This is a genomic window from Aeromonas salmonicida, from assembly GCF_028355655.1.
Lineage (GTDB): Bacteria > Pseudomonadota > Gammaproteobacteria > Enterobacterales > Aeromonadaceae > Aeromonas > Aeromonas salmonicida.
This window is the reverse complement of record NZ_CP110645.1, coordinates 2487658-2512222: the sequence shown is the minus strand read 5'-3', so window position 1 is coordinate 2512222 and position 24565 is coordinate 2487658. Positions and strand designations below refer to the sequence as shown.

The window sequence follows — 24565 nt, the reverse complement described above, 5'->3', positions numbered from 1 at the left end:
AGCCCCCAACAGACGAATTACAAATCCAGGGCAGTATAGGGAAGCGACAGGATTATCAAGATGATATGCGTCAAGTAAAGGACGGTTAGATCACAGTTTTCGTGGCTTGCAACAGGGCCTCGCGAATGGGATCCGTCTCCTTGAACAGGCGGATATCACGAAACAACAGGTCAGCTTGCGGGTATTCCCGCTTGAGGTAACTGAACCACTGTTTGATGCGGCTGGGATAGTAATCCGCCTTCTCGCTCGCCAGATCCTGCTCCGTGTAACTCACCATCAGCTGCAACACTGCTGCCCAGCTCATGTGAGCGCAGCCGGTCTTCATCACGTTGGCCAGATTGGGGAGGGAGATGGCGCCACGGCCCACCATGAGGGCGTCGCAACCGGAGACACTGGCGCAGGTCAGGGCATCCTGGTGATCCCAGATCTCGCCATTGGCGGTGACGGGGATGGGCAGGGCGCGGCGGATGGCGTCCACATACTCCCAATGAGCCGGCGCCTTGTAGCCTTCGCGCTTGGTGCGGGCATGGACCGCCAGCTCGTCGGCGCCAGCCTGATAGACAGCCTGAGCATTCTCCAGGTAGAGATCCTTGTCATCGTAACCGAGACGGATCTTGGCACTGACCGGCAGATGAGCGGGCACCGCCTCACGCACCGCCTTGACGATGCGGTAGACGGCCTCGGGCTCCTTGAGCAAGACGGCGCCCCCCTTGCTCTTGTTCACTGTGGGGGCAGGGCAGCCAAAGTTGAGATCGACCCCCGGTGAGCCGAGCTCGATGGCACGCACAGCATTTTCTGCCAGCCATTCAGGGTGCTGCCCCAGCAGTTGTACTCGCACAGGTGTGCCGGCGCGGGTCTTGCCGCCCTGCTTGAGTTCGGGCGCGATCCGATAAAACACCTTGGCAGGCAGCAGCTGATCGACCACACGGATAAATTCGCTCACGCAGAGGTCGTAATCGTTGACGGAGGTGAGGACCTCCCGCATCAGGTGATCCAGCACCCCCTGCATGGGGGCCAAAATAACGCGCATAGCTGCTTCCGAAGACAAGGGGAGAAAAAAGAGCGCAGATTGTAGTGGCAATGGCCGGTGTTGTCAGCCGTCGGCCCACACGTCGGGATGAATCAGCCACCTAGCGCAAGGGGATGAACATGATAACGCGCATAACCGGTTCCGAAGGCAAGGGGAGAAAAAGAGGGCAGATTGTAGAGGCAATGGGAGGCATTGTCAGCCGTCAACCCACACGTCGGGATGAATCAGTCACCTAACGCAAGGGGATAAACATCATAACGCGCATAACCGGTTCCGAAGGCAAGGGATTGCAGAGACGATAGCCGTTGGCAGCTTCATTGAGTCTGATGAGCCGCAGATTGCTGCGGAGATAGCCGACGTTGTCGGCTTTTGGGCCAATTCTGTTAGGCTAAGCAGAGGTGCATTGTAAAGGAGCGGCCATGAAACGTTGGTGTCTGATGGGGTTGGGCTGGCTGGCCTTCGTGACCGGCATTGTCGGGATAGTGCTGCCACTACTGCCAACCACTCCCTTCATGTTGCTGGCGGCGGCGCTGTTTGCCCGTTCTTCTCCCCGCTTTCACCGCTGGCTGCTGGCTCACCCCTGGTTCGGGCCGCCCATCGTCGACTGGCAGCTGCACCGCGGCATTCGCCGTCATGCCCGTCGCCGCGCCGTCGTCTTTATCCTGCTCTCTTTCTCTGTGTCCCTGGCGGTGGTGCCTCTACTGTGGGTCAGATTGCTGCTCATTGCCATAATGGTGATCCTGCTCACCTGGTTAATACGTTTGCCAGTACTGGAGCCAGTTGCAATGGAGAAGTGAAGTCCCTAAGCTATTGCGGCAATAATGCTATGGAGTCGGCCTGTCATGTTGCGTGATGGGCCTTTTTATTTCCCGCTGGCGGGAAGATGAGATAAACGGCCATCTGGGTCGAAAAACAAACGGTCAAACCATGAATCCGGAAACCCTGAAATTTATCGAAGCGAGCATCAAGACCATTCCCGACTATCCGAAGCCGGGCATTCTGTTTCGTGACATCACCAGCCTGATAGAGAATGCGGAGGCCTTCAAGGCCACCATCGATCTGCTGGTCGAGCATTATCGTGATCAAGGGATCACCAAGATCGTCGGTACGGAAGCCCGCGGCTTCATCTTCGGTGCGCCGGTCGCCTTCGCCATGGGCTTGGGGTTTGTGCCTGTGCGCAAGCCTGGTAAACTGCCCCGCGCCGTGATTGAAGAGTCCTATGCCCTCGAGTACGGCACCGACACCCTGCAACTGCACACCGATGCCATAGTGCCGGGTGACAAGGTGCTGGTGGTTGACGATCTGCTGGCGACCGGCGGTACCGTCGATGCGACCGTCAAGCTTATCCGCCGTGCCGGTGGTGAGGTGGCCGATGCGGCCTTCATCATCTCACTGCCGTCCCTGGGTGGTGATGCCCGCCTGACTGCCGCCGGCATCAAGGTCGTCTCACTGGTCGAACTGGCCGGCGAATAATCCCCCAGTATGCACAGCAGGCCTCGTCAGCCTGTTGCGCGTCTTGAAACCGGTGCCCGTCCGGGCATCGGTTTGAAATTCAAGCGATCCCTCCCGACCTCGCCGATAGCCGATACAGCCCAACATCCATTTGTGTTAGCATTCTGCCTCAATGCCTTGTTATTCCTGCATCGAGATTTATGAGCTATCAGGTTCTGGCGCGTAAATGGCGCCCCCATACGTTTGAACAAGTGGTAGGCCAGCATCATGTGCTGACCGCCTTGACCAACGCCCTGGATCAGGGGAGGTTGCATCATGCCTATCTGCTCAGCGGTACCCGAGGGGTCGGCAAGACCACCATAGCCCGCATTCTGGCCAAGAGTCTCAATTGCGAGCAGGGGATCAGCAGTCACCCGTGCGGCGTATGCGACACCTGCCGCGAGATCGATCAGGGCAACTTTGTCGATCTGCTGGAGATTGACGCCGCCTCCCGCACCAAGGTGGAAGATACCCGCGAGCTGCTCGATAACGTGCAGTACCGCCCGGCCCGCGGCCGCTTCAAGGTGTATCTCATCGATGAGGTGCACATGTTGTCGCGTCACAGCTTCAACGCTCTGCTCAAAACCCTGGAAGAGCCGCCCCCCTATGTGAAGTTTCTGCTGGCCACCACGGATCCGCAGAAGCTGCCCATTACCATTCTCTCCCGTTGCTTGCAGTTTCATCTCAAGAGTCTGGATCAGACCCAGATTGCCAAGCAGCTGGAGTGGGTGCTGGATCAGGAAGCTCAACCGTTCGAACCGCGTGCCCTGCTGGCCCTGGCCAAGGCGGCCGATGGCAGCATGCGCGATGCCCTGAGTCTGACCGATCAGGCGCTGGCCCATGGCAATGGCAGCGTGCGCCTTGAAAGCGTGCTGGCCATGTTGGGCACCCTGGACCATCGTCACCTGCACCAGTTGCTGGAGGCGATCCTGCGCCAGGATGCTGCGGCCACCATGGCCAAGATCACTGAAATCGCTACCCTGGGTCCCGATTTTGATCAGCTCCATGCCGAGCTGGAAGGTCTGCTGCACCGCATTGCCATGGCACAGCTGTTGCCTGCCACAGTGCAGGAGCAGGGGGCCGATGCCGAGTCTCTGCTGCAACTTGCCCAGGCCATGAGCCCGGAAGAGGTGCAGCTTTGTTACCAAATCGTGCTGGGGGGACGAAAAGATCTGCCCTGGGCACCGGACGGTCGCACCTCGCTGGAGATGACGTGCTTGCGCATGCTGGCTTTCTCCCCACGTCGTGAGGCCGTGCATCCTGCCAATCTCACGGCTCTGCCACCCTCCATGGCGGGAGGGATGGGAGCCGCGCCGGCCCAGCTGGGAAAGGCCCGCGGGGCTGACTCCGCCCCGACGCTGGCCACTGCGATTGTGGCTCCCCTTGCTGCCCCCGGATCCGTGTCGGTAGAACATACCGCCACCAAGATGATGCCCCTTGTTGCGCATGCCGTGCTCGAGACGGATGAGCAGGAGATGGCCAGCGATGCGCTGAGCGCGCCGCTCTTTGCAGAACAGGACGAGTTGCTGCGCGAAGCGCAGCAGATGGGCTACGAGGCGCAGCCTGCCATGGATGCGCCGAGCGCCCCGATCAGCACCGTTGTGGTTGCCGATGAGGTGATGCAGCACGTTCCTTCAGACATGGCAGTGGCAGCTGAGCAACCCATCGAGGTGCCGGCTGAGACAGCCGCCGAGTCGGTGGTTGAGCCTGAAGCCGCGCCGTCTGCCGCGTCCAGCATGCAGAGCCTGCTGGGCAAGCGCAATCTGCTGCGCAGTCGATTGCGCAGCGAGCCTGCGACAGCCCAGGCCCCGCGTGTTGCACCCATCAAACCGGTGGCTGCGCCCGAGGGGCGCCCTGTCGCTCAGCCAGCCGTCACACCACCATCAGCTCCCTGGCAAGCAGCGGCTGTGGCGCCTGTCCATCATTCAGCCCCTGTGACGGCATATGACGAATTGCCGCCGCTGGATGCGTATGATGAGGGTGGCAGCGACTATGAAGAGTATCTGAATCAAGGCTTTGGCGAGTCTGCTGCCAGTGCGTCAATGGCGAATGTGGCACAGACGGCGGCTTCGGGAGCCAGTGCCGTGCCTGCCTATGGTCAGGCTGCCCCGGCTCAGGCGCCCACCAGGGCTCGCCCCAACCCCGATGATCTGCCGCCCTGGGATCTGGACGGTACGCCGGCCGCGAGGGCGCAGGTAGCGCCTGCCGTGTCCAGTGCCGCCCCCGTGATGCCCCAAGCAGTTGCTACCAGCGAGCCAGCGCCCATGGTTGCCTCCGTGATGGAGACCATAGACTGGGATGAGCTGGAGAGCGACAACCAACCCGAGGAGGGGGAAGAGGTCGCCAGACTGATCCCGTCTTCCTTGCTGGTCAATTGCGGCGATCCCTGGGCTGAGTTGATTGCCCGTACTGGCGTCGGTGGCCGGCTGCGCCAGCTTGCGATCAACTCTGTTATGACCCGGCAGGGAGACAAGGTGTTGTTGACCCTGAAACCCGAACAGCGTCATCTGGTCAGCGACAGGGCCCGTGTCGATCTGGCCGAGATCATAGGCCCCGAGCTTGGCCAAGCCGTGCAGGTGGAGGTGACACTGGGGACTGTGCCGGATCAGGAAACCCCCCTTGAGATCGAGCATCGCCTCTATCTGGGGGTGCGCGAGCAGGTGAGCCGGGATCTGGAGCAGGATCCCAATGTGCAATTTCTTAGACAAAGGTTTGGCGCCGTGCTCCACCAGGAGAGCATAGAGCCGCTGAGCAGTTGAATACGATTCGTTAAAACCCATGCCGGGCCCAGTGCCCGGTTGAAAAGGGGTTTGCCTGTCCCCATTTAGGACAGAACAAGCCCACAGCCCGGCGCTGGATGCCGGATTTCAAGACGAGAGACGACATATGTTTGGTAAAGGTGGAATGGGGAACCTGATGAAACAGGCCCAACAGATGCAAGAGCGCATGCAAAAGATGCAAGAGCAGCTTGCCGAGATGGAAGTAGTCGGCGAAGCCGGTGCTGGTATGGTCAAGGTCACCATGGCTGGCAGTCACAGCGTACGTCGCATCGAGATCGATCAGAGCCTGATGGAAGATGACAAAGAGATGATCGAAGATCTGGTTGCTGCTGCCGTCAACGATGCCGTACGTCGTGTGGAAGAGCAGAGCAAGAGCAAGATGGGCGAGCTGACCGGTGGCATGCAACTGCCCCCAGGCATGAAGCTGCCCTTCTAAGGATGCTGACGTAAATCCAATGCGTCGATAGGGGCGTGAGCTCAGGGCCAGATCGGTCTGATGCTCCTTGCGATGTGGCGCAGGATGGGTGTTTCATTCGTTCCTCATCTGGCATCGCAAGCCCTATCAAGCGTGACCAGGACGCAGCTGATACAGGGATCTGTGTCAGCTGCGTTTTTTATGGCGTTTTTTCCGATGACGCGCCAAGGTGCCGGGCTGGTGTAATGGCTGTCCCTAAGCCAAAAGAAGGCGCCCGAGGGCGCCTTCTTGGTTTGTGCACACGCTTGTGCTTCATCACTAGGGTGTTGCCACCTTGCTTAACTCAGCCAGCCTGCTGCCATGGCAAGCTTGCCGCACAGTGCGGCAAGCACTATGCCAAGCAGGGTGCGCAGCAGCCAGATCACCACCAGCTGGCCCACACTCACCGGGATCCGGGTGGCCAGGATGCAGGGTATGGAGGCGGAGAAGAAGAGAACCGAGCTGACCGATACCACTGCGGTGACATAGCGCACCAGCAGGTCGGCATCTTTGAGCAAAATGGCGGGCAAGAACATCTCCGCCAGCCCGGCTGAAAGTGCCCTGGCAGTTTCCAGCGGTTCGCCCAGTTCCAGCAGCCAGGTGAGCGGCCACAGCAGCCAGCCCAGCAGGTCGAACAGCGGTGTGTGCTGCGCCAGCAACAGACCGAGCAGACCGACCGACAATATGGTGGGCACCACGGCAGCCGCCATCAGCAGGCCATCCTTGAGGTTGTCCTGCAACTGGCGCAGTACGGGTTGCGCCATGCTGGATTGGGTCAGCCCGGATGCCAGTGCGGCTTGCCAGCGGTTCTTGCCGGCGGGCAATGGTTCGTCGGTTTCCCCGTGATGGGCCATGTTGGAGATGGGGGGCACGCGCGCCAGGATGGCGGTGATGACAAAGGTGATCACCAGGGTGGACCAGAAATAGAAGTTCCAGTGTTCCATCAGGTTGAGGGTCTTGGCCACTATGATCATGAAGGCGGCCGATACGGTGGAGAACCCGGTCGCAATGATGACCGCTTCCCGTACAGTGTATTTACCCGCGAGAAAGACCCGGTTGGTGATGAGCAGTCCCACCGAATAGCTGCCGACGAAAGAGGCGACAGCATCAATGGCAGAGTGCCCCGGCGTGCGCCACAGCGGCCGCATCACGGGCTGCATCAGTACGCCTATCAGCTCCAGCAGACCGAAGCCGAGCAAGAAAGTAAGGGCCATGGCACCAATGGGCACGATAAGACCGACCGACATGGCCAGCTTGTCAAACAGGAAGGGCAGACGATCCGGCGTCATCAGCCAGGCCGGCCCCAGATTGGCAACATACATGAGTGCCAGTACCAGGCCGATCAGCTTGAACAGGCTCAGAAGCCGGTCGATGGGACGGGCGCGCCAGCGACCATCCAGCAAGGGTGTGATGGCACCATAGCCAATCAGCAACAGGATCAACCCCACCGCCAGTGGGCGCTGCGCTATCAGAAAACCGGCCAGGTGGTCCACCATGATGGTGCTGCGGCCTGCCAGTTCAAAGGGGATGAAGAAGATGGCGATACCAAACAGGCTGGCTAGCAGCAGCTTGATCCCCGCCGCTGATCGGGTGGGCGCTATCAATACATTTTCCGGTTCCATACACTCTCCTTGTGGTTGATACCTGTCCGATATCCATCTAACGAATTGTATATACAATACCCGTCCATGTTCACAAATAAAACACAAAATTAACCTCTTGGAAACAAGCTCAACTTGAGTCTTTTATGAGGGGACCCAGACAACTAACGGCTTGCCCGGCTCTTTGGGATGAGGGTTTTTGGTTCAGGCGCCAGCACGATGGAATAGATAACCTGTGGCTTGTCTGCGTAGACCCGGTATCGCAGCACCGCGGGTTGCAGGGTGTCGCGCTTTTATCCGGGCTGGACCCGCTGTCATGGCAAAAGGGATAAAATGTGAGGCCTGTCGGGTAATCAGGATGTCACAGAGACAGGAATCTTTAGACCGACAAAAAAATCCATAGCGACAAAAAGCATAAAAAACATTAACTTGGATTTTAAATTTTCGCTTTCGCTCACCCTTATGTCGTTTCATCATTACTATTTACGGAACAGTTATAAAACCTTTGTTCATTTGACTACTTTTCGCGTTTCTCATTGCAGAGTAAGATGCCTCCTCAATAAAAATAAGAATTAGGAGTTCGGGTGTGAAGGCATTAGTAAAGGAAAGGGTATCGCCCTATATAAGCCAGTTATATGAGTGCGGTATTAATGATTCTGACATTAAGTTGGTGGTGGATCAGTTCCGCACCGATGTGTCGGGGAGTTCCTCGCTATTTTTGTTACGGGATGATGACAAAAGCGACGGGATAAAACTCTTCTCAAGCGGCCTGACCGAGGCTCAGCAGCAGTTCTATGTGCAACACCATCGCCAGGATGTGTGGTTCAATCATTATCTGGACAAGGGCTGCCAGGGCATAGTCAATGCCACCACCCTGTCCAATTCGGCAGGATTGCTGGCCAGCTTCGGCGCCCAGTTTGCGGCGGGTGGCGTCTGCCGGGTGAAGGGGCGGGGCCTTAGCAGCCTGTGTACCTATCGTGGTGCCAGCCAGGATGATTTCAGCGCTCAGGATATCTCCTCACTGGGAGAGGTTTATTCCGGCCTGGCTGCCTGGAGCCACCATTATTGGAATCTGCTGGCCCTGGAGACCCAGAACTACCAGCTGCAGCAGCTGGTTAAAAATCATAATAAGCCCAGTGCCATCGTCGATGACAAAGGCCATATCCATTATTCCAATGTGGCCTTCAACCGTATCTCAGATGAAAATGTGGAGCTGCGAGCCATCAATGGTATCTTCTCGCTGCAAAATAAGGAGCAGCAACGCCAGTTCAAAGAGATATTGAATGGCTTTGCTTACCTGTTGCCGGGGGCGAGCGCTTATATGTCCATTCCCCGTCAGGCCAATTTAAGGCCCTTGCTGATCCAGTGCACCCTGATGAGCGGCCTCAGCCGGTTTGAGCGTTATGTGGAAGTGGTGCTGCGTGATCCCGAACACTCATTCAATCCCGATATCGAGGCACTGGCGAGCCTTTACCCCCTCACCATCGGCGAGAAAGAGTTGTTGGTGCTGATGAGCAAGGGTTATAGCAGCAACGACATCGCCGAGCTGCGCGGTGTCAAGGTGGAAACAGTCCGCTCGACCCTCAAGGGGGTCTTCAAGAAGACCGACTGCCACAGCCAGAATGAATTGCTGTTGCTGCTGCAATCCATCTCCTGATATTGGGCGAGCTATGCTTGGTGTGGGTCGGACATAGTGTCTGACTTGCGCCTCCCGCCCGGGAGGCTGGTTGGGGGAAGCACAATGGAATCACTAAAAGCAAAGGATTACATGCAGCACCGGCCCATCACGTTCAGCGCTGACATGATGGTGCAATCTGCGGTGGAAAAGTTTCTCAATAGCCGCCAGCTCGGTGGCCCGGTAGTGGATGCACTGGGCCATCTCATTGGTTGGGTGTCCGAGCAGGACTGTATCGCCGTCATGCTCAAAGAGGCCTATCACTGCGAGCAGGTGGCTCAGGTCAAGAATGTGATGCGCAATGAGGTGCTGGCCGTCGGGCCTGATACCAGCATTCTGGAGTTGGCCGAGATGATGATGGGGCAAAAGCCCAAGATCTATCCGGTGGTGGAGGAGGGTCGCCTGCTCGGGGTGATCAGCCGTCACGATGTGATGCAGGCGATCCATGCCCAGCTGGGTACCTGCTTCGTGCACAAGGCCCGGGTCTGATCGGGTTGAGTGGAAGACGTCATCAGGAGCAGGCCGGGTGCCTGCTCTTTTTATTCAGGCATTCTCTTCATACCGGATCTATTCCGGCTTTCATCTCTACCCCAATCGCTTTAAGGCTTGCACCGCTCCCGCCCGCTCTTTAGGATCTGCCGAAGCTTGTCGATATGGCCCCATGCCGGGCTCTCTATTAAGGAATTTGTACCTTGTCTCTCTCTATCGAGGCGCTGCGCCGCCGTCTATCAGCCTGCATGAACCTTGATGCCCGTCGTCTTTCCAGTCGTCTGAACGGGATCAAGAAGCTGCCCGAGGGCAAGCAGATCACAGTGCTGGAGACCATTGCCGCCGATCTGGACGCAGCGCAGGCGCGTTATCAGTCCCGTCTGGCCGGTGTCCCCAAGGTCACGTACCCGGACAACTTGCCTGTCAGCCAGAAGCAGGCAGAGATCGCCAAGGCGATCAGTGAGCATCAGGTAGTGATCATCGCCGGTGAAACCGGCTCGGGCAAAACGACCCAGATCCCCAAGATCTGCCTGGCGCTGGGGCGCGGGGTGAAGGGCTTTATCGGCCACACCCAGCCGCGCCGTCTGGCTGCCCGTACTGTGGCTGCTCGTATCGCAGAGGAGATGGAGTCAGAACTCGGCCAGTACGTGGGTTACAAGGTGCGCTTTACCGATCAGGTGAGCGAGCAGACCCACATCAAGCTGATGACAGACGGTATCTTGCTGGCGGAGATCCAGAACGACCGTATGTTGACCCAGTACGACACCATCATCATCGATGAGGCCCACGAGCGCAGCCTCAACATCGACTTCATTCTGGGTTATCTCAAGCAGCTGCTGCCAAGGCGCCCCGATCTCAAGGTGATCATCACTTCGGCTACCATAGACCCCCAGCGCTTCTCCCGCCATTTCAACAAGGCGCCGGTGATCGAGGTCTCCGGCCGCACTTATCCCGTCGATGTACGCTATCGGCCGCTGCTGGAGGGGAGTGACGATCGCGACCAGTTGCAGGGTATCTTCGATGCGGTGCAGGAGCTGGCCGAGGAAGGACTGGGGGACATTCTCATCTTCATGAACGGCGAGCGGGAGATCCGCGATACCGCCGATGCCTTGAACAAACTGGGCCGGCGAGATACCGAAGTGCTGCCGCTCTATGCGCGCCTCTCCAATACAGAGCAGAACCGGGTGTTCCAGCAACACGCCGGGCGGCGCATCGTGCTCGCCACCAACGTGGCGGAAACCTCTCTCACAGTGCCGGGCATCCGTTATGTGATAGACCCGGGCACTGCCCGCATCAGTCGCTACTCCTGGCGTACCAAGGTGCAGCGCCTGCCTATAGAGCCGGTCTCCCAGGCCAGTGCCAACCAGCGCAAAGGGCGTTGTGGCCGGGTGGCGGACGGTATCTGTATACGCCTCTACTCCGAAGAGGATTTCAACAATCGTCCCGCTTTTACCGATCCCGAGATCCTGCGTACCAACCTGGCTTCCGTCATTTTGCAGATGCTGGCGCTGGGGCTTGGCAACATGGAGGCCTTCCCCTTCGTCGAGCCGCCCGAGTCGCGCCACATCAAGGATGGCCTGAGCCTGCTCAAGGAGCTGGAGGCAGTTAGAGAGCTGCCTGGCACTCGGGATCAGGAGCCCAAACTGCAGTTGACCGACATAGGTCGTCAGCTGTCGCGCATTCCCCTTGATCCACGTTTGGCGAAAATGGTGATCACGGCGGCGCAAACCGGTTGCCTGAGCGAGGTCATGGTGATCACCGCAGGCCTCAGCATCCAGGATCCCCGTGAGCGGCCGATGGAGAAGAAGCAGGCTGCCGATGAGCAACACAAGCGCTTTGAAGACAAGGACTCTGACTTCCTTGCCTTCGTCAATCTGTGGAATTACCTCAAAGAGCAGCAGGATGCACTGGGCAGCAACCCGTTCCGCCGCATGTGCCAGAAGGAGTTCCTCTCCTACCTGCGGGTGCGCGAATGGCAGGATATTCACTTCCAGTTGCGCCAGACGGTGAAAGAGCTGGGCTTTAAAGCCAATCATGAACCGGCGGATTTCAAGACGGTGCATTGCGCCTTGCTGACCGGCCTCCTGAGCCATATCGGCAACAAGGATCTGGAGAAGCCCGAGTTTCTAGGCGCCCGCAACGGCCGCTTCCACATTTTCCCGGCCTCGGGTCTGTTCAAGAAACCGCCCAAGTGGGTGATGGCCGCCGAACTGGTGGAAACCTCCCGCCTCTATGCCCGGGTCAATGCCAAGATTGAACCCGAGTGGGTGGAGCCGCTGGCGGCTCACCTCATCAAGCTGCACCACAGCGATCCCCACTGGTCGAAGAAGAATGGCGCCGTCATGGCCAAGGAGAAAGTGACCCTGTTTGGTCTGACGCTGGTCAATGAGCGCACCATCAACTTCAGCCGCCTCGATCCTGTGCTGTGTCGAGAGCTATTTATCCGTCGTGCCCTGGTGGAGGGGGATTTCGAGACCCGTCACCGCTTCTTTGGCGACAACCGCAAGCTTCTGGCCGAGGTGGAGGAGCTGGAACACAAGTCCCGCCGTCGCGACATTCTGGTGGAGGATGAGGACTTGTTCCGCTTCTACGACGCCCGTTTGCCGGAAGAGGTGATATCAAGTCGCCACTTCGACAACTGGTGGAAAGAGGCGCAAAAGCAGGACCCAGAGCTGCTCAATTTCGAGCGGGAGATGCTGATGAAGGGGGATGCGGCCCACATCAGTGATCTCGACTATCCCAACTTCTGGCAGCAGGGACGACTCAAACTTAAATTGAGCTACCAGTTTGAACCGGGGGAGGCGGCCGATGGCGTCACCCTGCATATTCCGCTGCCACTGCTCAATCAGGTGGAGGTAAAGGGATTCGAGTGGCTGATCCCCGGTCTGCGCCATGAGTTGCTGGTGGCGCTGATAAAATCCATGCCAAAGCCGATGCGCAAGAATTTCGTACCGGCCCCCAACTACGCCGATGCGCTGCTCGCCAGCCTCAACCCAGAGCAGGGACCACTGCTGGACGAGATGGAGCGTCAACTGCGGCGCATGACGGGGGTGACTGTGCCCCGCGAGTCATGGGATTGGTCTGCGGTGCCCGATCACCTGAAACTCACCTTCCGGGTGGTGGACGATAGGCACAAGCCTGTCGCGGAAGGCAAGGATCTGGAGGCGCTGAAAGAATCCTTGCGTGGGCGTGTGCAGGAGACGCTGTCCCAGGTGGCGGACGACGATATCGAGCAGTCAGGCCTGACGCTGTGGAGCTTTGGTGAATTGCCGCAGGAATACAGCCAGAAGCGCGGCGGCTTCGAGGTGAAGGCTTATCCGGCTTTGGTGGATGAGAAGGACTCTGTCTCCATCCAGCTGGTGGAGAGCGCTGTGGCCCAGCAACAGCTGATGTGGGCGGGCCAGCGCCGACTGGTGCTGCTCAACGTGCCATCACCCATCAAGTACCTGCAGGAGAAGCTGCCCAACAAGGCCAAGTTGGGGCTCTATTTCAATCCGTTTGGCAAGGTGGCAGAGCTTATCGATGACTGCATTGCCTGCGGCTGCGACAAGTTGATCGCCCAGCATGGTGGATTGGCATGGGATGAGGCCGGTTTCGAAGCGCTCAAGGAATTTGTGCGCGCCGAGCTCAACGATGCCGTGGTGGAAGTGGCCAGCCAGGTGGAAGCCGTGCTGACGCTTTCTCACGAAATCAAGAAGCGGCTCAAGGGCAAGATGCAGCTCGACACCGCCTTTGCCATGTCGGATATTCAGCTCCAGCTCGACAAACTGATCCATAAAGGCTTTGTGACCGAGACTGGCTGGCAGCGGCTGCCGGATTTGCTGCGCTACCTGCGAGCCATCGAGCGTCGGATGGAAAAACTGGCCATCGACCCCAACCGGGATCGGGTCTACATGCTCAAGGTGCAGAGCGTTGAAGCCGAGTACAAGGCTCTCTTGGCCAAGATCCCCAAATCCCAGTTGATCCCGACCGAAGTGGCCAATATCCGCTGGATGATCGAGGAGCTGCGGGTCTCCTTCTTCGCCCAGAATCTGGGGACCCCCTATCCGGTGTCAGATAAACGGGTGCTCAACGCCATCGCCCAGTGCTAATCTGCTGTAGGAGACAAGCAGGTCTTCGTGTCGGTGGCCCTTGCCGCCGACCAGGAAAAGGCTAACGGAGGAGCAAGGATGCTTGGATTCTGGTTAAGCGTGGCAATGGTCAACATCAGTGGCTATCAACCCATAGCCGAGCAAACCTGGGTACAACTGACCCCGGAGTATTACCCGCTACACCGTACTCCGCCGGCCATGTTCGTGGCCTGGCGGGGCAATCAATTCCCCCCCCTTGAGCTCAAGAAAAAGAAGGGCCGCTGGCAGGTGCTGTTTCCGGCCCGGCTGGTGCCCCCCTTTGACCTGTTCGAGGGGGAGGCTCAACTCTCCAAGGCGTATCTGGCCCGGCTCAGGCGTATCGATGAGGCCGCCTACGGGCTTGCACCCCTGCTGCCTGCCTTGGATCAGAGGCAGAGCCAACAGGCTGCGATCCCTGGTCAGGTACCCTTTATGGCGGAATTTTCCGCGCCTGTGATGCCCGGTCAGCCAAGAGCCATCCGTGATGGAGCCGAGCCGCTGCTGGTGAGTCTCAATCTGCGCGCAATCTGGCTGGCGCCGGAGGCCATGCTGGCGAGTGTCGCCCGAGACGAGGCGAAGAGAGAATCGCAACCCGTTGTCACACCGACATCCGTCAACACAACCTTGACGCTGGCGGCTCCCGCTGCCGGTGGCAAGCAGGTCTGTCATCGGGTGGCATCGGGAGAAACCCTGTGGCGCATTGCTGCGACCCTGGCTCAGAACGGCACTGTCACGGGCATAGCTGGGGACACTTACAGCTATCTGCTGGCCATTGTCGATGACAATCGCCCGCTGATGGGCAACGGCATCCGGGTGAAGGCGGGGGATACCCTCTACTGCCCTGCGCCGCAGACGCTGGCGCGCTTCGATGCCCTGAGTCCGGCACAGCGGCAGCAGCGTTTTGCCCGACTGGAGCAGGGGCGTTAAGGTATCTTGTCACTGTTCAGGGCCCATGCTAGTATGCGCCCTCGTTTTGCGAGGTGCTGACCGGTCGCAGTCAGCACCATAAATTCATCTATATGAGATAACCACTATGTCTTTCGTATTCCAAGCTGAAGTCCGTTCTGACCTGGGGAAAGGTGCGAGCCGCCGCCTGCGTCACGCTGACCAAGTTCCTGCCATCATCTACGGTGCCGGCAAAGAAGCTCAGTCCATCACTGTTGACCACAAAAAATTCATCATCGCTCAAGAGAAGCCGGAATTCTACGAATCCGTGCTGACCCTGGTCATCAACGGTGAAGAAGTCAACGTTAAAGTGAAGGCTATCCAGCGTCACCCGGTTAAGCCGAAGCTGGTTCACTTGGATTTCGTTCGCGTTTAATAGCGAGCCAATCTGGTTGAAGAAAAAGCCACTCTCAGGAGTGGCTTTTTGCTGTCTGGCGTTTGATGACGCGTGCAGCAAGTCATGAAAGAGGGCGACCCCGGGGTCGCCCTCTTGGCGTCAGTGGCAAGCCTGCTTGCTGTTACCAGACGGCTTGGGTCAGGTAAGGATTGCTTGCCTTTTCTCGGCCAAAGGTGGAGCTGGGGCCATGGCCCGGGATAAAGACAATCTCGTCACCCAGCGGCAGCAGGGTTTCAGTGATCGACTTTATCAAGGTGGCGTGATCACCGCGTGGGAAGTCGGTGCGGCCTATGCTGCCGGCGAACAGCACGTCACCAACCCAGGCGAGTTTTTCGGCCTGGCTGAGCAGGATGACGTGGCCCGGAGTGTGGCCCGGACAGAAATAGACCTCCAGCTCGCAGTTGCCCACTCGCACCTTGTCACCCTGCTCAAGCCAGCTATTCGGCGTGAAAGCAGGGGTATGGGCGAAGCCAAACATCTGGCTCTGCCGGGGCAGCATGTCGAGCCAGAAGGCATCTTCTTTGTGGGGGCCTGTGATGGCTACGCCGGTTGTTTCACGCAGCTCTGCGGCGGCGCCCACGTGATCCAGATGGCCATGGGTCAGCAGGATGTGGGTCAGGGTAAGCCCGCGCTTGGTGATGGCTGCGAGCAGCTTGTCGGCCTCGCCACCCGGGTCAATCAGCGCCGCCTGGTGGGTCTCGTCACACCAGATGAGGGAGCAGTTCTGGGCGAATTGGGTGACCGGGATCACCTCGAATTTCAACATAGGGGGTCCTCTTGTTTGACGGGGGTGAGTCAGCCTTGCTGCCGGGCTGCGTGTTGCTCGGCAAAGAAGTCCAGACAGGCCTGCTTCTCACCCCGGAACACGATGCGCTCACGCTTGTTGCCCAGTTGATAGAGATACATGGGGTCGTAGTAGCGGGTCAGCAGCAGGGTGATCCAGGCCAGATGGCGCTCGGTGGTGCCGCTGTTGGCTTGCTCGGCAAGGGCGATTTGCATCAGCTGGTCCAGCTCGCGGTGTGCTTGATCGCCAAGGCGGCGCTTGAGGCGGGCCAGCGCATCGGTGAGATAGGCTGCAAACAGTGGCCAGCCTTCTTCGGCACCAAACATGGCCTGATAACGCAGCCAGAGATCGTGCACATAGTCCTGGCGGATCTGTTCGGCACGCTCGCTCTGCGGTACATCCACCACCACCAGCGGTGCCTCGCACATGGCATCAAACAGGGGGTTGGGCAGGCAGCAGCGGCCGATGAGCCGGCTCTCGTCCTCTACCACGAAAGCATGTTCACCCTGGTGGCGGCGCTTGAGCAGCTCGATGGCCAGCTTGTTTTCAAAATTGATGTTGCTGGGCTGGCCCCCTGGAAGCTGACCAAATGACGAGCCCCTGTGATGGGCATGCCCCTCCAGATCCACCGCCTGAGTCACGTGCTCCAGCATATGGGTCTTGCCGGAGCCGGTCATGCCGGTCAGCACTGTCCAGTGACACTCGGCCGCGGCCTTGTCCAGGGTATCGATGAGGAAACGGCGCATCTCTTTGTAGCCACCGGCTACCCGAGGGCGGGTGACCCCGGCCTCATGCAACCAGAGTTGCACGGTTTGTGAGCGCAGGCCGCCACGAAAGCAGTAGAGCAGGGCATCGGGCTGTTTTCGCAACTGTGCCAGCCAGCCGTCGAGCCGTTCTGCACGCACGGCGCCCCCCACCAGTTGGTGGCCCAGTTCAATCGCCGCCGCCTGGCCTCGCTGCTTGAAGCAGGTGCCCACCTGGGCACGCTCATCGTCTGTCATCAGGGGCAGACTGGTCGAGCAGGGGAAGGCCCCTTCCTTGAACTCGATGGGGGCACGCAAGTCGATAAGCGGGACATCATCCAGAAAAATCCGGGCCAGATCCGAGGTGAGTGGCAGTTGGCTCATCGCAGAACCTCCAGAGACGTCCGAGCCAGATCCGTATTAATAGCAAGCAGCCGCTGACTCATTGGATAACCTCGATAAACTGGTTTCCGGTATAGGCTTTCAGCCGGCCTATGGAGGAGAGGGTCAGCCCCGCTTGTGTCGCGATGGCAAGGAGCTCGGCTTCACTTTCTTTACCGACGGCAACCAGCAAGCCGCCGCTGGTCTGCGGATCGCACATGATGTTGCGGGTGCGTTCATCCATGGCACCGAGCTTGGCGCCATAGGAATCAAAGTTGCGCAGGGTACCGCCCGGTACGCAGCCCTCGGACAGGTAGTAATCTACCTCGTCGAGCAGTGGCAGCGCTTTGAAATCGAGGGTGGCACACACCCCTGAGCCTTCGCACATCTCAAGCAGGTGTCCCGCCAGGCCAAACCCGGTCACATCCGTCATGGCGTGCACGCCGGGCAGTTCGGCAAAGCGCTGGCCAATCTTGTTGAGGGTGCACATGGCGTTGGGGGCCAGCTGCTCATGCTCTGGCTTCAATTTGCCCTTCTTCTGGGCCGTGGTGAGGATGCCGATACCGAGGGGCTTGGTCAGGTAGAGGATGTCACCCGCTTGGGCGGTGTCGTTCTGCTTGATGGCATTGAGCGGCACTATGCCGGTCACGGCAAGACCGAAGATGGGCTCGGGGGCATCGATACTGTGGCCGCCAGCCAAGGATATGCCCGCTTCATGGCACACCTGGCGGCCGCCGTCGATCACCTGCTGTGCAATTTCGGGAGCGAGCGTGTTGATGGGCCAGCCAAGGATGGCAATGGCAACGATGGGCTTGCCGCCCATGGCGTAGATGTCGCTGATGGCGTTGGTGGCCGCGATGCGGCCAAAGGTAAAGGGATCATCGACGATGGGCATGAAGAAGTCGGTGGTGGAAACAATGCCCTGACCGTTGCCGATATCGACCACGGCCGCGTCATCCTTGCTGCTGTTGCCAACCACCAGGGTTGGGTCGTCAAAGCCCGGGATCTGGCTCTTGAGAATGGTGTCGAGCACCTTGGGAGAAATTTTGCAGCCGCAGCCAGCCCCGTGGCTGTATTGGGTCAGACGAATGGAAGACATGATTACCCCTTGTTTGGCTGTTTCTCAAGATGAAACAGCGTATATCAGGCAAAAGGAGATGACCCTGAGCGGGCCATTGGACAGGGCATTATGCCACAAGGACTCTGCGGGTTCGAATCACAATAGCCTGTCGTCTCTGCTGCCTTGACAAAGTGTCCTTCGCTCCTCTTATCTCAAAGGGTTTCCCCACACAGGCAAGAGGTATGAGATGAAATCATGGATGATAGGATTACTGCTGGTGTTGTCGACCTTTGGGGCGCATGCCGCCAGTGTGACGGCTGCGCAAGACCCCTGGCCTCCCTTTGTCATTGATGCCAACAAAGGCATCTCGGTAGAGCTGGTCAAACGCGCACTTGCCACCCAGGGTTATGAGCTCGACATGCGGATCATGCCTTGGGCCAGGGCGTTGTCGGAAGTTGAGGAAGGAAATATCGATATTCTGGTAGGGGCATGGTTCACCGAGGCGCGCACCAAGTCACTGCGTTTCAGTGACGAGTATCTTAAGAATCAGGTCAAATTTATCCAGTTGGCTGGCGGCAGTTTCGAGTTGAATGGCTTGGCCAGTCTCAAAGGCAAGAGCATTGGCATAGTGCGGGGTTATGGCTACGGTGACGACTTCATGCAGGCTGAGCTAAACCGCCAGGAGGCCGGTGACTTGCCGACCAATCTGAAGAAGCTGCTTGATGGGCGTATCGATTTGACGTTGGAAGACGAGGTTGTTGCCCGGGCCATCATGGCCCAGCAGGGGATGGATGACAGCAAGTTTGCCTTCACGGCCAATGCGCTCTCCACCAACCCGCTGCATATCGCCAGCGGCGTGAAAAACCCGCGCGGCCAGGAGTTGATCGAGGCTTTCAACAAGGGATTGGCAATCATCAGTGCAGACGGGACCATGGATCAGATCCTGACCAGTTACGGCGTTAAATAAGCCGACTGCGGTGAGCCATATCATTGCTAAACCCGGTATCAAGGGGCCACCTTCTTAAGGTGGCCCCTTTTTCAGGTTATTGGGGGCAAGGGGTGACGGGCAGGGTACTGGTAACCATGGTCCCATGCACAACAGCATCGGTTTTAGCTAGCATCCGAGCCGCCTGAGCAAACCTGGAGACGCTGACCGATAGGTTATCCAGGCTTGGTCACTTGCTTGTTTAACTGACTCGCTCCATCGCCGGTTGCCGCGACTTGCCAAGGCGGCGCAGGTGCCGTTGCAGTGGCCGCTCCAGCAGGTTGTAGCTTAAAGAAGAGAGGCCGATCAGCACTGCCAGCATCAGCAGGGTCGCCACCACCCCCAGCAGCGGGCTGGTCTGGGCATACCACCACTCGGTTAGCCCCGGCGCCAGATAGTGGATGAGCTCGCAGCCGGTGAGCAGCACCAGCGCGTGCAGCAGGTAGATGGAGTAGGAAAGATCTCCCAGCCAGTTGGTGAGGCGGTTGTCCAGCAGGCGCAGCAGCGGGCTCTGGCGCTCCCCTTGAGCGGCGGCAATCCATATCAGCAACACGTAGGCGCCGATCAGCAACAGGGTCAGCTGTGGCGTCATGGTGAACTGCATCAGTGCGAAAGGCAGTACAAAGGCAATGAGCAGCGGCAGGTCTCGCTGCATCATGGGCAAGCCTTTCGCGGCCTTGACCCTGGGCAGCAGCCAGAGCCCGAGCACAAATTCACTTACCCCGCGCCCCACCGCCAGCGCTCCGCTGGTGACATCCAGGGTGCCGCGATTGTGCACGATAAACGCCAGTACCGTCAGCGCCAACAGCGGCGCGAGATGGCTCCAGCGACTGCGGGTCACCGCAAGCGGGATAAGCAGCGGGAACAGCAGGTAGCTTATCCACTCCACACTGAGGGACCAGGCGGCGAAGTTCCAGGTCAGCCCGTGATTGGTTACCACCTGCAGCAGCAGGAAGGCGCTTGGCAGCGCCTCGGCCGGAGTGAAGGGGGAGCCGAAGGGCGGCATCCCCTCCCACTCCCACATCTTGAACAGGGGGCCGGCATAGAAGCCAATCCCGTGCCGGGCCTTGTAAAGCTCCCAGCCAACCAGCAGCACCAGGGTGACAAGGTAGAGGGGGTAGACCCGGGTCAGCCGCAGCCAGAGGAAGCGGCCATAGCCGATGGTGCGGGGCCTGTGGCTGAAGGCTTCCCCATAGACATGGGCCAGCACCACGCCGCTCAAAATAAAGAAGAGATCGACCCAGAGGTAGCCGTTCTCGATGAGTTGCGTGTGGCCTGCGATCGACTCCATCCACTGGGGAAAGAGCAGTAATCGGGCATGGAACAGCACCACTATCAGGGCAGCGATGCCCCGCAGCGGCGTCAACAGCGGCAATGATTGATTCATATCGGGATCCCTTGTGATGTTCAGCTTGGCCTGACATCGATTTTGTTGTTGTGCAGGGGCATCAAGCCTGATGCCCCGCAGCCTTGACTCATGCTGGTCACAGGCGGGATCACACTACCTAAAAGAGAGTCATGTGAGTGTGATTGAAGTCATAAGTGTGCACAGATTGTGCACAACAACCGTTCAAGCAGTGAAATAAAGACAGGGAAAGATAACAGGTGGAAGAAGAATGAAGGGGGGGTAAAGGAGCCGCGTCTCGCTCGGGCATTATACGCAGCGATGCCTAAAAATCAGGCCCGCAATGCGGGCCTGTTTGATCAAAGGGAACGGGTATTGACGATCAGCGGGCGCGTACCACCAGCCCCTTGAGGTAGAAGCCTTCCGGATAGGCGGTGCCAATGGGGTGATCGGAGGCTTGTGACAACAGCTCCAGGATCTGGGCATCGCGACCGGCGTCGAGCGCCGCATCGGCCACGATCTTCTGGAACAGGCTCTGCTCCATCAGGCCGGAGCAGGAGTAGGTCAGCAGCACGCCACCCGGCGCCAGCAGCTGGAACGCCAGCATGTTGATGTCCTTGTAGCCGCGGCAGGCACCCAGCAGCTGGGCCTTGCTCTCGGCAAACTTGGGCGGATCCAGCACGATAACGTCGAACTTCTCACCCTTCTCGCGGTATTCACGCAGCAGCTTGAACACATCGTGACGGATGAACTGGGTGTTGGAGATATCCAGCCCGTTCAGCTCGGCGTTCTGGCGGGCCATATCCAGCGCAGTCTGGGAGAGATCCACGTTGACCACTTCTTTGGCGCCACCCTTGAGGGCATAGATGCCAAAGCCACCGGTGTAGCTGAAGCAGTTGAGCACCCGCTTAGCCGAGGTGTACTTGGAGACAGCCTGGCGGTTGTCGCGCTGATCCAGATAGAAGCCGGTCTTGTGACCGTTACGGATGTCCACCAGGATCTTGACGCCGTTCTCTTCGATCACCACAGGCTCGGTCGGGGTCTCGCCATGGATGACGCCGGTGCGCTCTTTCAATCCTTCCTTCTTGCGTACTGCCACGTCGGAGCGCTCATAGATGCTGCACTCCGGGTAGAGGGTACGCAGCGCCTGGGTGATCAGCTCGCGCTGGAACTCGGCACCGGCGGAGAGGATCTGGCACACCAAGAAATCGGCATAACGGTCTATGGTCAGACCCGGCAAACCGTCGGATTCGGCGGCGCACAGGCGATAGCCGGTGAGGCCCTGACGCTTGATCAGCGGATCGCGGGACTCCTGGGCATATTTAAGGCGACGCAGGAAGAAGTCGAGATCGACTGTCTCCTCTTTATCGAAGGTCCAGACCCGGGCACGGATCTGGGAGCTGCCTGACCAGGCACCACGGGCGAGCCACCGGCCATCGTTGGCGTAGATCTCGACGGTATCGCCGTCAACGGGGTTGCCTTCAACCCGCTCAATCCCCTTGGAGAAGATCCAGGGGTGACGGCGCAGCAGGGATTTTTCGCGGCCTTTGACGAGATAGATGAAAACGCTCATGGGTGTTTGCCGATGGTAAAAAGAAAAGGGGCCACATTCTATGTGGCCCGCTGGTAAAACTCAAACAACCTTGGCAAGAGAGCCCGGCTTGTCTGATCTGGCATCAGCTTCAGATCAGATCTTGAGCCCCTTCAATGCCTGGGCCAGCTCGGTTGCCGTGCCTTTGAGACCGGCAGTGCCGGCCACAGAAGCGCTGGCGGATTCCTCCACCTGACCAGCTTCGTGGCGCACCTGGTCCAGGTTGCGGGTGATCTCCCCGGCGACCGAGCTCTGCTCCTCGCTGGAGGTGGCTATCTGGGTGCTCATCTCCAGCACGGCATCGCTGTGGTTGCTGAGTTTGTCGATGTCGAGCCCCACTTCACTGATCAGCGCCTGGCTGCTGGCGGCGCGGCCGACTGTCTTCTCCATGATGTCGTTGAGGGCGCCGGTGCCGGCCTGCAGCTCTTCGATCATCTGCTGGATCTCCACAGTGGCCTGCTGGGTGCGGCTGGCGAGGGTGCGCACCTCGTCCGCCACCACCGCAAAGCCACGACCCTGCTCACCCGCGCGGGCGGCCTCGATGGCGGCATTGAGGGCCAGCAGATTGGTCTGCTGGGAGATGGCATTGATGACGTTGACCACCTCGTTGATGCGATTGGCGTTGTGGGTCAGCCGCTCTACCGCGCCTGAAGCGTTGCCTATCTCGTCGGCCAGGGTGCGGATGGCGGCTATGGTACGTGATACCCGGGCGGCGCCGTTGGCCGCCTCTTCGCTCGATTGGCGAGTCTGCTGCAGAGTGTCGTTGGCGTTACGGGCAACTTCCCGAATGGCGGCCGACATCTGCTCCATGGCGGCAGCCAGGGAGTCCATGTGCTGGCGCTGGGAGCGGGCCATGGTTTCTCCTTCGCTGGCGTGGTCACGAAACTCGTCGGCGGCCATGGTAAGTGCCTCGGCAGACTCTTCCACCAGCTGCACTATCTTGTGCTGGCGGTCGGTGAATCTGTCTATGCTGCCCGCCAGGATGGAGAACTCGTCCCGCACCGGGAAGAAGTTGAGACGGAAGGTGAGATCCCCGTCAGCCACTGTCTGCAACGCTTTGTTGGTGGAGTAGAGGGCGCCGGAGACAAAGGTCATCAGGTAGTGGGTGATGAGGGCCAGCAAGGTCGCCAGCACGGCGATGATAGTGAGGGTGGTGCCCTGTCCGTCCCACATGGAGTAGCGGCCGGCATCCAGGCTGCCGGTCACGAAGCCGGCCTGGCCTGCGCTGGCACTGAAGCGGTAGTTGTCTCCCTGTTGGGTCAGGCCGGCACTGCCGGTCGGGCTCAGGATGAGATCCGCAGGCAGAGTGAGGGTCGGTTGCTGGCTCACCAGCTGGGCGCTGGTCTGGACCCTTTGTTGGAGTTGATCCAGCCTGATCTGCATCTGCTGATCATGACCATCGGCCAGCAGATACCAGGTGAGAAAGGCGATAAACAGCAGAGGGCACCAGAAGGTAATGAGAAATTTTTCACTGATCGTGAGATGAATGAGATAGCGGTCAACCCACCGGAATTTTACTTCTTTCATAATGATATTGCGTCCTGCAAGGGGGAAGAGAGTGTCGCGCTCATTATCGCCTTGGAGAGAAATTTCTTAAGGGAAAGGTGTGAGAAATGGGAGAGCAATCGTTTGTCGTGCACGTCTGGGGTCAGGTGCAAGGGGTGGGATTTCGCTACTTTACCCGTGAGCGGGCGCTGCAACTGGGGCTGCGCGGCTATGCCTACAACCTGGAAGACGGGTCGGTTGAGATCCTGATCTGTGGTCCCGAGCACGGGGTGCAGATGATGCTGGGCTGGCTGGAACACGGGCCGCGCACCGCCGAGGTGACCAGGATGGAGTATGAAGAGGCACCGCCACCACAGAAAGGGGGATTTCACACCAATTGAGCGGAGGGAAACCGCCATGCCACGCATAAAAACGGGAGCCATAGCGGCTCCCGTTTGCCTATGTTGCCGTCAGCTGGCCTGGGCGGCATCGGCGATGGCCTGGGTCTTGGCCAGCACGGCTTGCAGGGCAGGGCGTTTGGCCAGGCGATCCCGATAGGCGGCCAGCTTGGGGGGAATGGACTGCTCGAAACGGGTGGCCCACATCAGGGTATGGGCCAGCAGCAGATCCGCTATGGTGATCTGCTCCCCCAGCAGGTAGCCCTGCTCGGGCACCCAGGACTCGGCGATGGCCGCCGCCTTGTCAAACTCCCACTTGGCGGTGGGAAAGATGGCTGGCAGGCGCTGGGGTTCCGGCAGGGCAAACTTGTGCTTGCCGATGGTCCACAAGGGTTGCTCCAGCTCACAGGTAATGAAGCTGACCCACTGGGCATGCAACGCCGATGCCTGCGTCCCTCTGGCTGGCAGCCAATCCGAGCCATAGACTTCGGCCAGGTACTGCATGATGGCGGCGGATTCGGTCAGTACGAAATCCCCATCTTTGAGCACCGGCATCTTGCCGCTCGGGTTCAGCGCCAGAAACCACTCGCTGCGATTCTCGCCCTTGGCGAAGTCGAGAAACTGAAATTGCCACGCCACGCCCAACTCTTCCAGTAACCAGGATATGCGCAGTGCCCGGCTGACCGGGGTTCCGTATAAGGTGATCATGTTTGCTCCTTGTCTGATGAGTGACGGGCCCATGTGCGCCCCTTGGTGAAAAGGCAGTCTAGGCAAATTGTGCCGCGGCAACAACCGCCTATGTGTGGGGGATCGGGGGCGAGT

20 protein-coding genes are annotated in these 24565 nt (G+C 59.1%); 11 read left to right on the top strand and 9 right to left on the bottom strand.

Annotated features, from left to right (window positions below; translation table 11 throughout):
* Positions 1-85: 85 nt before the first annotated feature.
* Complete coding sequence (gene dusC / locus ONZ54_RS12005) at positions 86-1030, bottom strand: tRNA dihydrouridine(16) synthase DusC (RefSeq protein WP_271786255.1); 945 nt, start codon at positions 1028-1030, stop codon at positions 86-88.
* Between the two features lie 419 nt (positions 1031-1449).
* Here dusC and ONZ54_RS12000 point away from each other — a divergent pair, with 419 nt between their 5' ends.
* From ONZ54_RS12000 to ONZ54_RS11985, 4 genes are all read left to right on the top strand, one after another.
* Complete coding sequence (locus tag ONZ54_RS12000) at positions 1450-1827, top strand: YbaN family protein (protein WP_005311418.1); 378 nt, start codon at positions 1450-1452, stop codon at positions 1825-1827.
* A gap of 130 nt (positions 1828-1957) precedes the next feature.
* Positions 1958-2503 (top strand): adenine phosphoribosyltransferase, encoded by a 546-nt coding sequence (gene apt, locus ONZ54_RS11995; protein ID WP_271786254.1) that lies wholly within the window; start codon positions 1958-1960, stop codon positions 2501-2503.
* 179 nt (positions 2504-2682) lie between these two features.
* Positions 2683-5280 carry a DNA polymerase III subunit gamma/tau gene (gene dnaX, locus ONZ54_RS11990; protein WP_271786253.1) on the top strand — a complete coding sequence of 866 codons (2598 nt, stop codon included), beginning with the start codon at positions 2683-2685 and terminating at the stop codon, positions 5278-5280.
* Between the two features lie 127 nt (positions 5281-5407).
* Complete coding sequence (locus ONZ54_RS11985) at positions 5408-5737, top strand: YbaB/EbfC family nucleoid-associated protein (RefSeq protein WP_011898717.1); 330 nt, start codon at positions 5408-5410, stop codon at positions 5735-5737.
* 317 nt (positions 5738-6054) lie between these two features.
* Here the strand turns inward: ONZ54_RS11985 and ONZ54_RS11980 are convergent, their stop codons facing one another.
* Complete coding sequence (locus tag ONZ54_RS11980; protein ID WP_125606729.1) at positions 6055-7377, bottom strand: YjiH family protein; 1323 nt, start codon at positions 7375-7377, stop codon at positions 6055-6057.
* Positions 7378-7942: 565 nt separating this feature from the next.
* Between ONZ54_RS11980 and ONZ54_RS11975 the strand changes: the two genes are divergently transcribed.
* The 5 genes from ONZ54_RS11975 (at position 7943) to rplY (ending at position 14950) form a co-directional block, all read left to right on the top strand.
* The gene (locus ONZ54_RS11975; RefSeq protein ID WP_034523647.1) at positions 7943-9013 is read left to right on the top strand and encodes a helix-turn-helix transcriptional regulator; all 1071 of its coding nucleotides are present in this window, start codon (positions 7943-7945) and stop codon (positions 9011-9013) included.
* An 84-nt stretch (positions 9014-9097) separates the two neighbouring features.
* The gene (locus ONZ54_RS11970) at positions 9098-9520 is read left to right on the top strand and encodes a CBS domain-containing protein (RefSeq protein WP_005311439.1); all 423 of its coding nucleotides are present in this window, start codon (positions 9098-9100) and stop codon (positions 9518-9520) included.
* Positions 9521-9723: 203 nt separating this feature from the next.
* Positions 9724-13611, top strand: coding sequence for an ATP-dependent RNA helicase HrpA (gene hrpA / locus ONZ54_RS11965; RefSeq protein WP_271786252.1), 3888 nt, complete (start codon positions 9724-9726; stop codon positions 13609-13611).
* 78 nt (positions 13612-13689) lie between these two features.
* On the top strand, positions 13690-14556 hold the full coding sequence (locus tag ONZ54_RS11960) for a LysM peptidoglycan-binding domain-containing protein (RefSeq protein WP_271786251.1): 867 nt from the start codon (positions 13690-13692) through the stop codon (positions 14554-14556).
* 106 nt (positions 14557-14662) lie between these two features.
* Positions 14663-14950, top strand: a complete 288-nt coding sequence (rplY, locus tag ONZ54_RS11955; RefSeq protein WP_005311442.1) for a 50S ribosomal protein L25 — start codon at positions 14663-14665, stop codon at positions 14948-14950.
* Positions 14951-15092: 142 nt separating this feature from the next.
* Here the strand turns inward: rplY and ONZ54_RS11950 are convergent, their stop codons facing one another.
* The 3 genes from ONZ54_RS11950 to selD are packed head-to-tail and all read right to left on the bottom strand — an operon-like array spanning position 15093 to position 17981.
* Positions 15093-15737: an MBL fold metallo-hydrolase gene (locus tag ONZ54_RS11950; protein WP_271786250.1), complete on the bottom strand. Its 645-nt coding sequence runs from the start codon at positions 15735-15737 to the stop codon at positions 15093-15095.
* Between the two features lie 29 nt (positions 15738-15766).
* Positions 15767-16882 (bottom strand): tRNA 2-selenouridine(34) synthase MnmH, encoded by a 1116-nt coding sequence (gene mnmH / locus ONZ54_RS11945; protein ID WP_005311444.1) that lies wholly within the window; start codon positions 16880-16882, stop codon positions 15767-15769.
* Positions 16883-16940: 58 nt separating this feature from the next.
* Positions 16941-17981 carry a selenide, water dikinase SelD gene (gene selD, locus ONZ54_RS11940; protein WP_271788279.1) on the bottom strand — a complete coding sequence of 347 codons (1041 nt, stop codon included), beginning with the start codon at positions 17979-17981 and terminating at the stop codon, positions 16941-16943.
* Between the two features lie 205 nt (positions 17982-18186).
* Here selD and ONZ54_RS11935 point away from each other — a divergent pair, with 205 nt between their 5' ends.
* A complete protein-coding gene (locus ONZ54_RS11935) occupies positions 18187-18906 on the top strand; it encodes a transporter substrate-binding domain-containing protein (RefSeq protein WP_271786249.1) in 720 nt (239 codons plus the stop codon).
* A 220-nt stretch (positions 18907-19126) separates the two neighbouring features.
* On the opposite strand, the gene ONZ54_RS11930 is transcribed toward ONZ54_RS11935, so the two are convergent.
* From ONZ54_RS11930 to ONZ54_RS11920, 3 genes are all read right to left on the bottom strand, one after another.
* Complete coding sequence (locus tag ONZ54_RS11930) at positions 19127-20311, bottom strand: acyltransferase family protein (RefSeq protein WP_271786248.1); 1185 nt, start codon at positions 20309-20311, stop codon at positions 19127-19129.
* Between the two features lie 340 nt (positions 20312-20651).
* Positions 20652-21842 (bottom strand): class I SAM-dependent methyltransferase, encoded by a 1191-nt coding sequence (locus tag ONZ54_RS11925; RefSeq protein WP_042467370.1) that lies wholly within the window; start codon positions 21840-21842, stop codon positions 20652-20654.
* Between the two features lie 114 nt (positions 21843-21956).
* Positions 21957-23387, bottom strand: coding sequence for a methyl-accepting chemotaxis protein (locus tag ONZ54_RS11920; RefSeq protein ID WP_271786247.1), 1431 nt, complete (start codon positions 23385-23387; stop codon positions 21957-21959).
* Between the two features lie 86 nt (positions 23388-23473).
* On the opposite strand from ONZ54_RS11920, the gene yccX reads away from it, so the two are divergent.
* Complete coding sequence (gene yccX, locus ONZ54_RS11915; RefSeq protein ID WP_271786246.1) at positions 23474-23746, top strand: acylphosphatase; 273 nt, start codon at positions 23474-23476, stop codon at positions 23744-23746.
* Between the two features lie 69 nt (positions 23747-23815).
* Here yccX and ONZ54_RS11910 read toward each other — a convergent pair whose 3' ends face one another.
* Complete coding sequence (locus ONZ54_RS11910; protein WP_271786245.1) at positions 23816-24451, bottom strand: glutathione S-transferase family protein; 636 nt, start codon at positions 24449-24451, stop codon at positions 23816-23818.
* Positions 24452-24565 lie beyond the last annotated feature (114 nt).

Excerpts from the sequence above, each read along its gene's own strand:
- dusC (WP_271786255.1), bottom strand. The coding sequence starts at position 1,030 with ATGCGCGTTATTTTGGCCCCCATGCAGGGGGTGCTGGATCACCTGATG.
- ONZ54_RS12000 (WP_005311418.1), top strand. The coding sequence starts at position 1,450 with ATGAAACGTTGGTGTCTGATGGGGTTGGGCTGGCTGGCCTTCGTGACC.
- apt (WP_271786254.1), top strand. The coding sequence starts at position 1,958 with ATGAATCCGGAAACCCTGAAATTTATCGAAGCGAGCATCAAGACCATT.
- dnaX (WP_271786253.1), top strand. The coding sequence starts at position 2,683 with ATGAGCTATCAGGTTCTGGCGCGTAAATGGCGCCCCCATACGTTTGAA.
- ONZ54_RS11985 (WP_011898717.1), top strand. The coding sequence starts at position 5,408 with ATGTTTGGTAAAGGTGGAATGGGGAACCTGATGAAACAGGCCCAACAG.
- ONZ54_RS11980 (WP_125606729.1), bottom strand. The coding sequence starts at position 7,377 with ATGGAACCGGAAAATGTATTGATAGCGCCCACCCGATCAGCGGCGGGG.
- ONZ54_RS11970 (WP_005311439.1), top strand. The coding sequence starts at position 9,098 with ATGGAATCACTAAAAGCAAAGGATTACATGCAGCACCGGCCCATCACG.
- ONZ54_RS11960 (WP_271786251.1), top strand. The coding sequence starts at position 13,690 with ATGCTTGGATTCTGGTTAAGCGTGGCAATGGTCAACATCAGTGGCTAT.
- rplY (WP_005311442.1), top strand. The coding sequence starts at position 14,663 with ATGTCTTTCGTATTCCAAGCTGAAGTCCGTTCTGACCTGGGGAAAGGT.
- ONZ54_RS11950 (WP_271786250.1), bottom strand. The coding sequence starts at position 15,737 with ATGTTGAAATTCGAGGTGATCCCGGTCACCCAATTCGCCCAGAACTGC.
- mnmH (WP_005311444.1), bottom strand. The coding sequence starts at position 16,882 with ATGAGCCAACTGCCACTCACCTCGGATCTGGCCCGGATTTTTCTGGAT.
- ONZ54_RS11935 (WP_271786249.1), top strand. The coding sequence starts at position 18,187 with ATGAAATCATGGATGATAGGATTACTGCTGGTGTTGTCGACCTTTGGG.
- ONZ54_RS11930 (WP_271786248.1), bottom strand. The coding sequence starts at position 20,311 with ATGAATCAATCATTGCCGCTGTTGACGCCGCTGCGGGGCATCGCTGCC.
- ONZ54_RS11925 (WP_042467370.1), bottom strand. The coding sequence starts at position 21,842 with ATGAGCGTTTTCATCTATCTCGTCAAAGGCCGCGAAAAATCCCTGCTG.
- ONZ54_RS11920 (WP_271786247.1), bottom strand. The coding sequence starts at position 23,387 with ATGAAAGAAGTAAAATTCCGGTGGGTTGACCGCTATCTCATTCATCTC.
- yccX (WP_271786246.1), top strand. The coding sequence starts at position 23,474 with ATGGGAGAGCAATCGTTTGTCGTGCACGTCTGGGGTCAGGTGCAAGGG.
- ONZ54_RS11910 (WP_271786245.1), bottom strand. The coding sequence starts at position 24,451 with ATGATCACCTTATACGGAACCCCGGTCAGCCGGGCACTGCGCATATCC.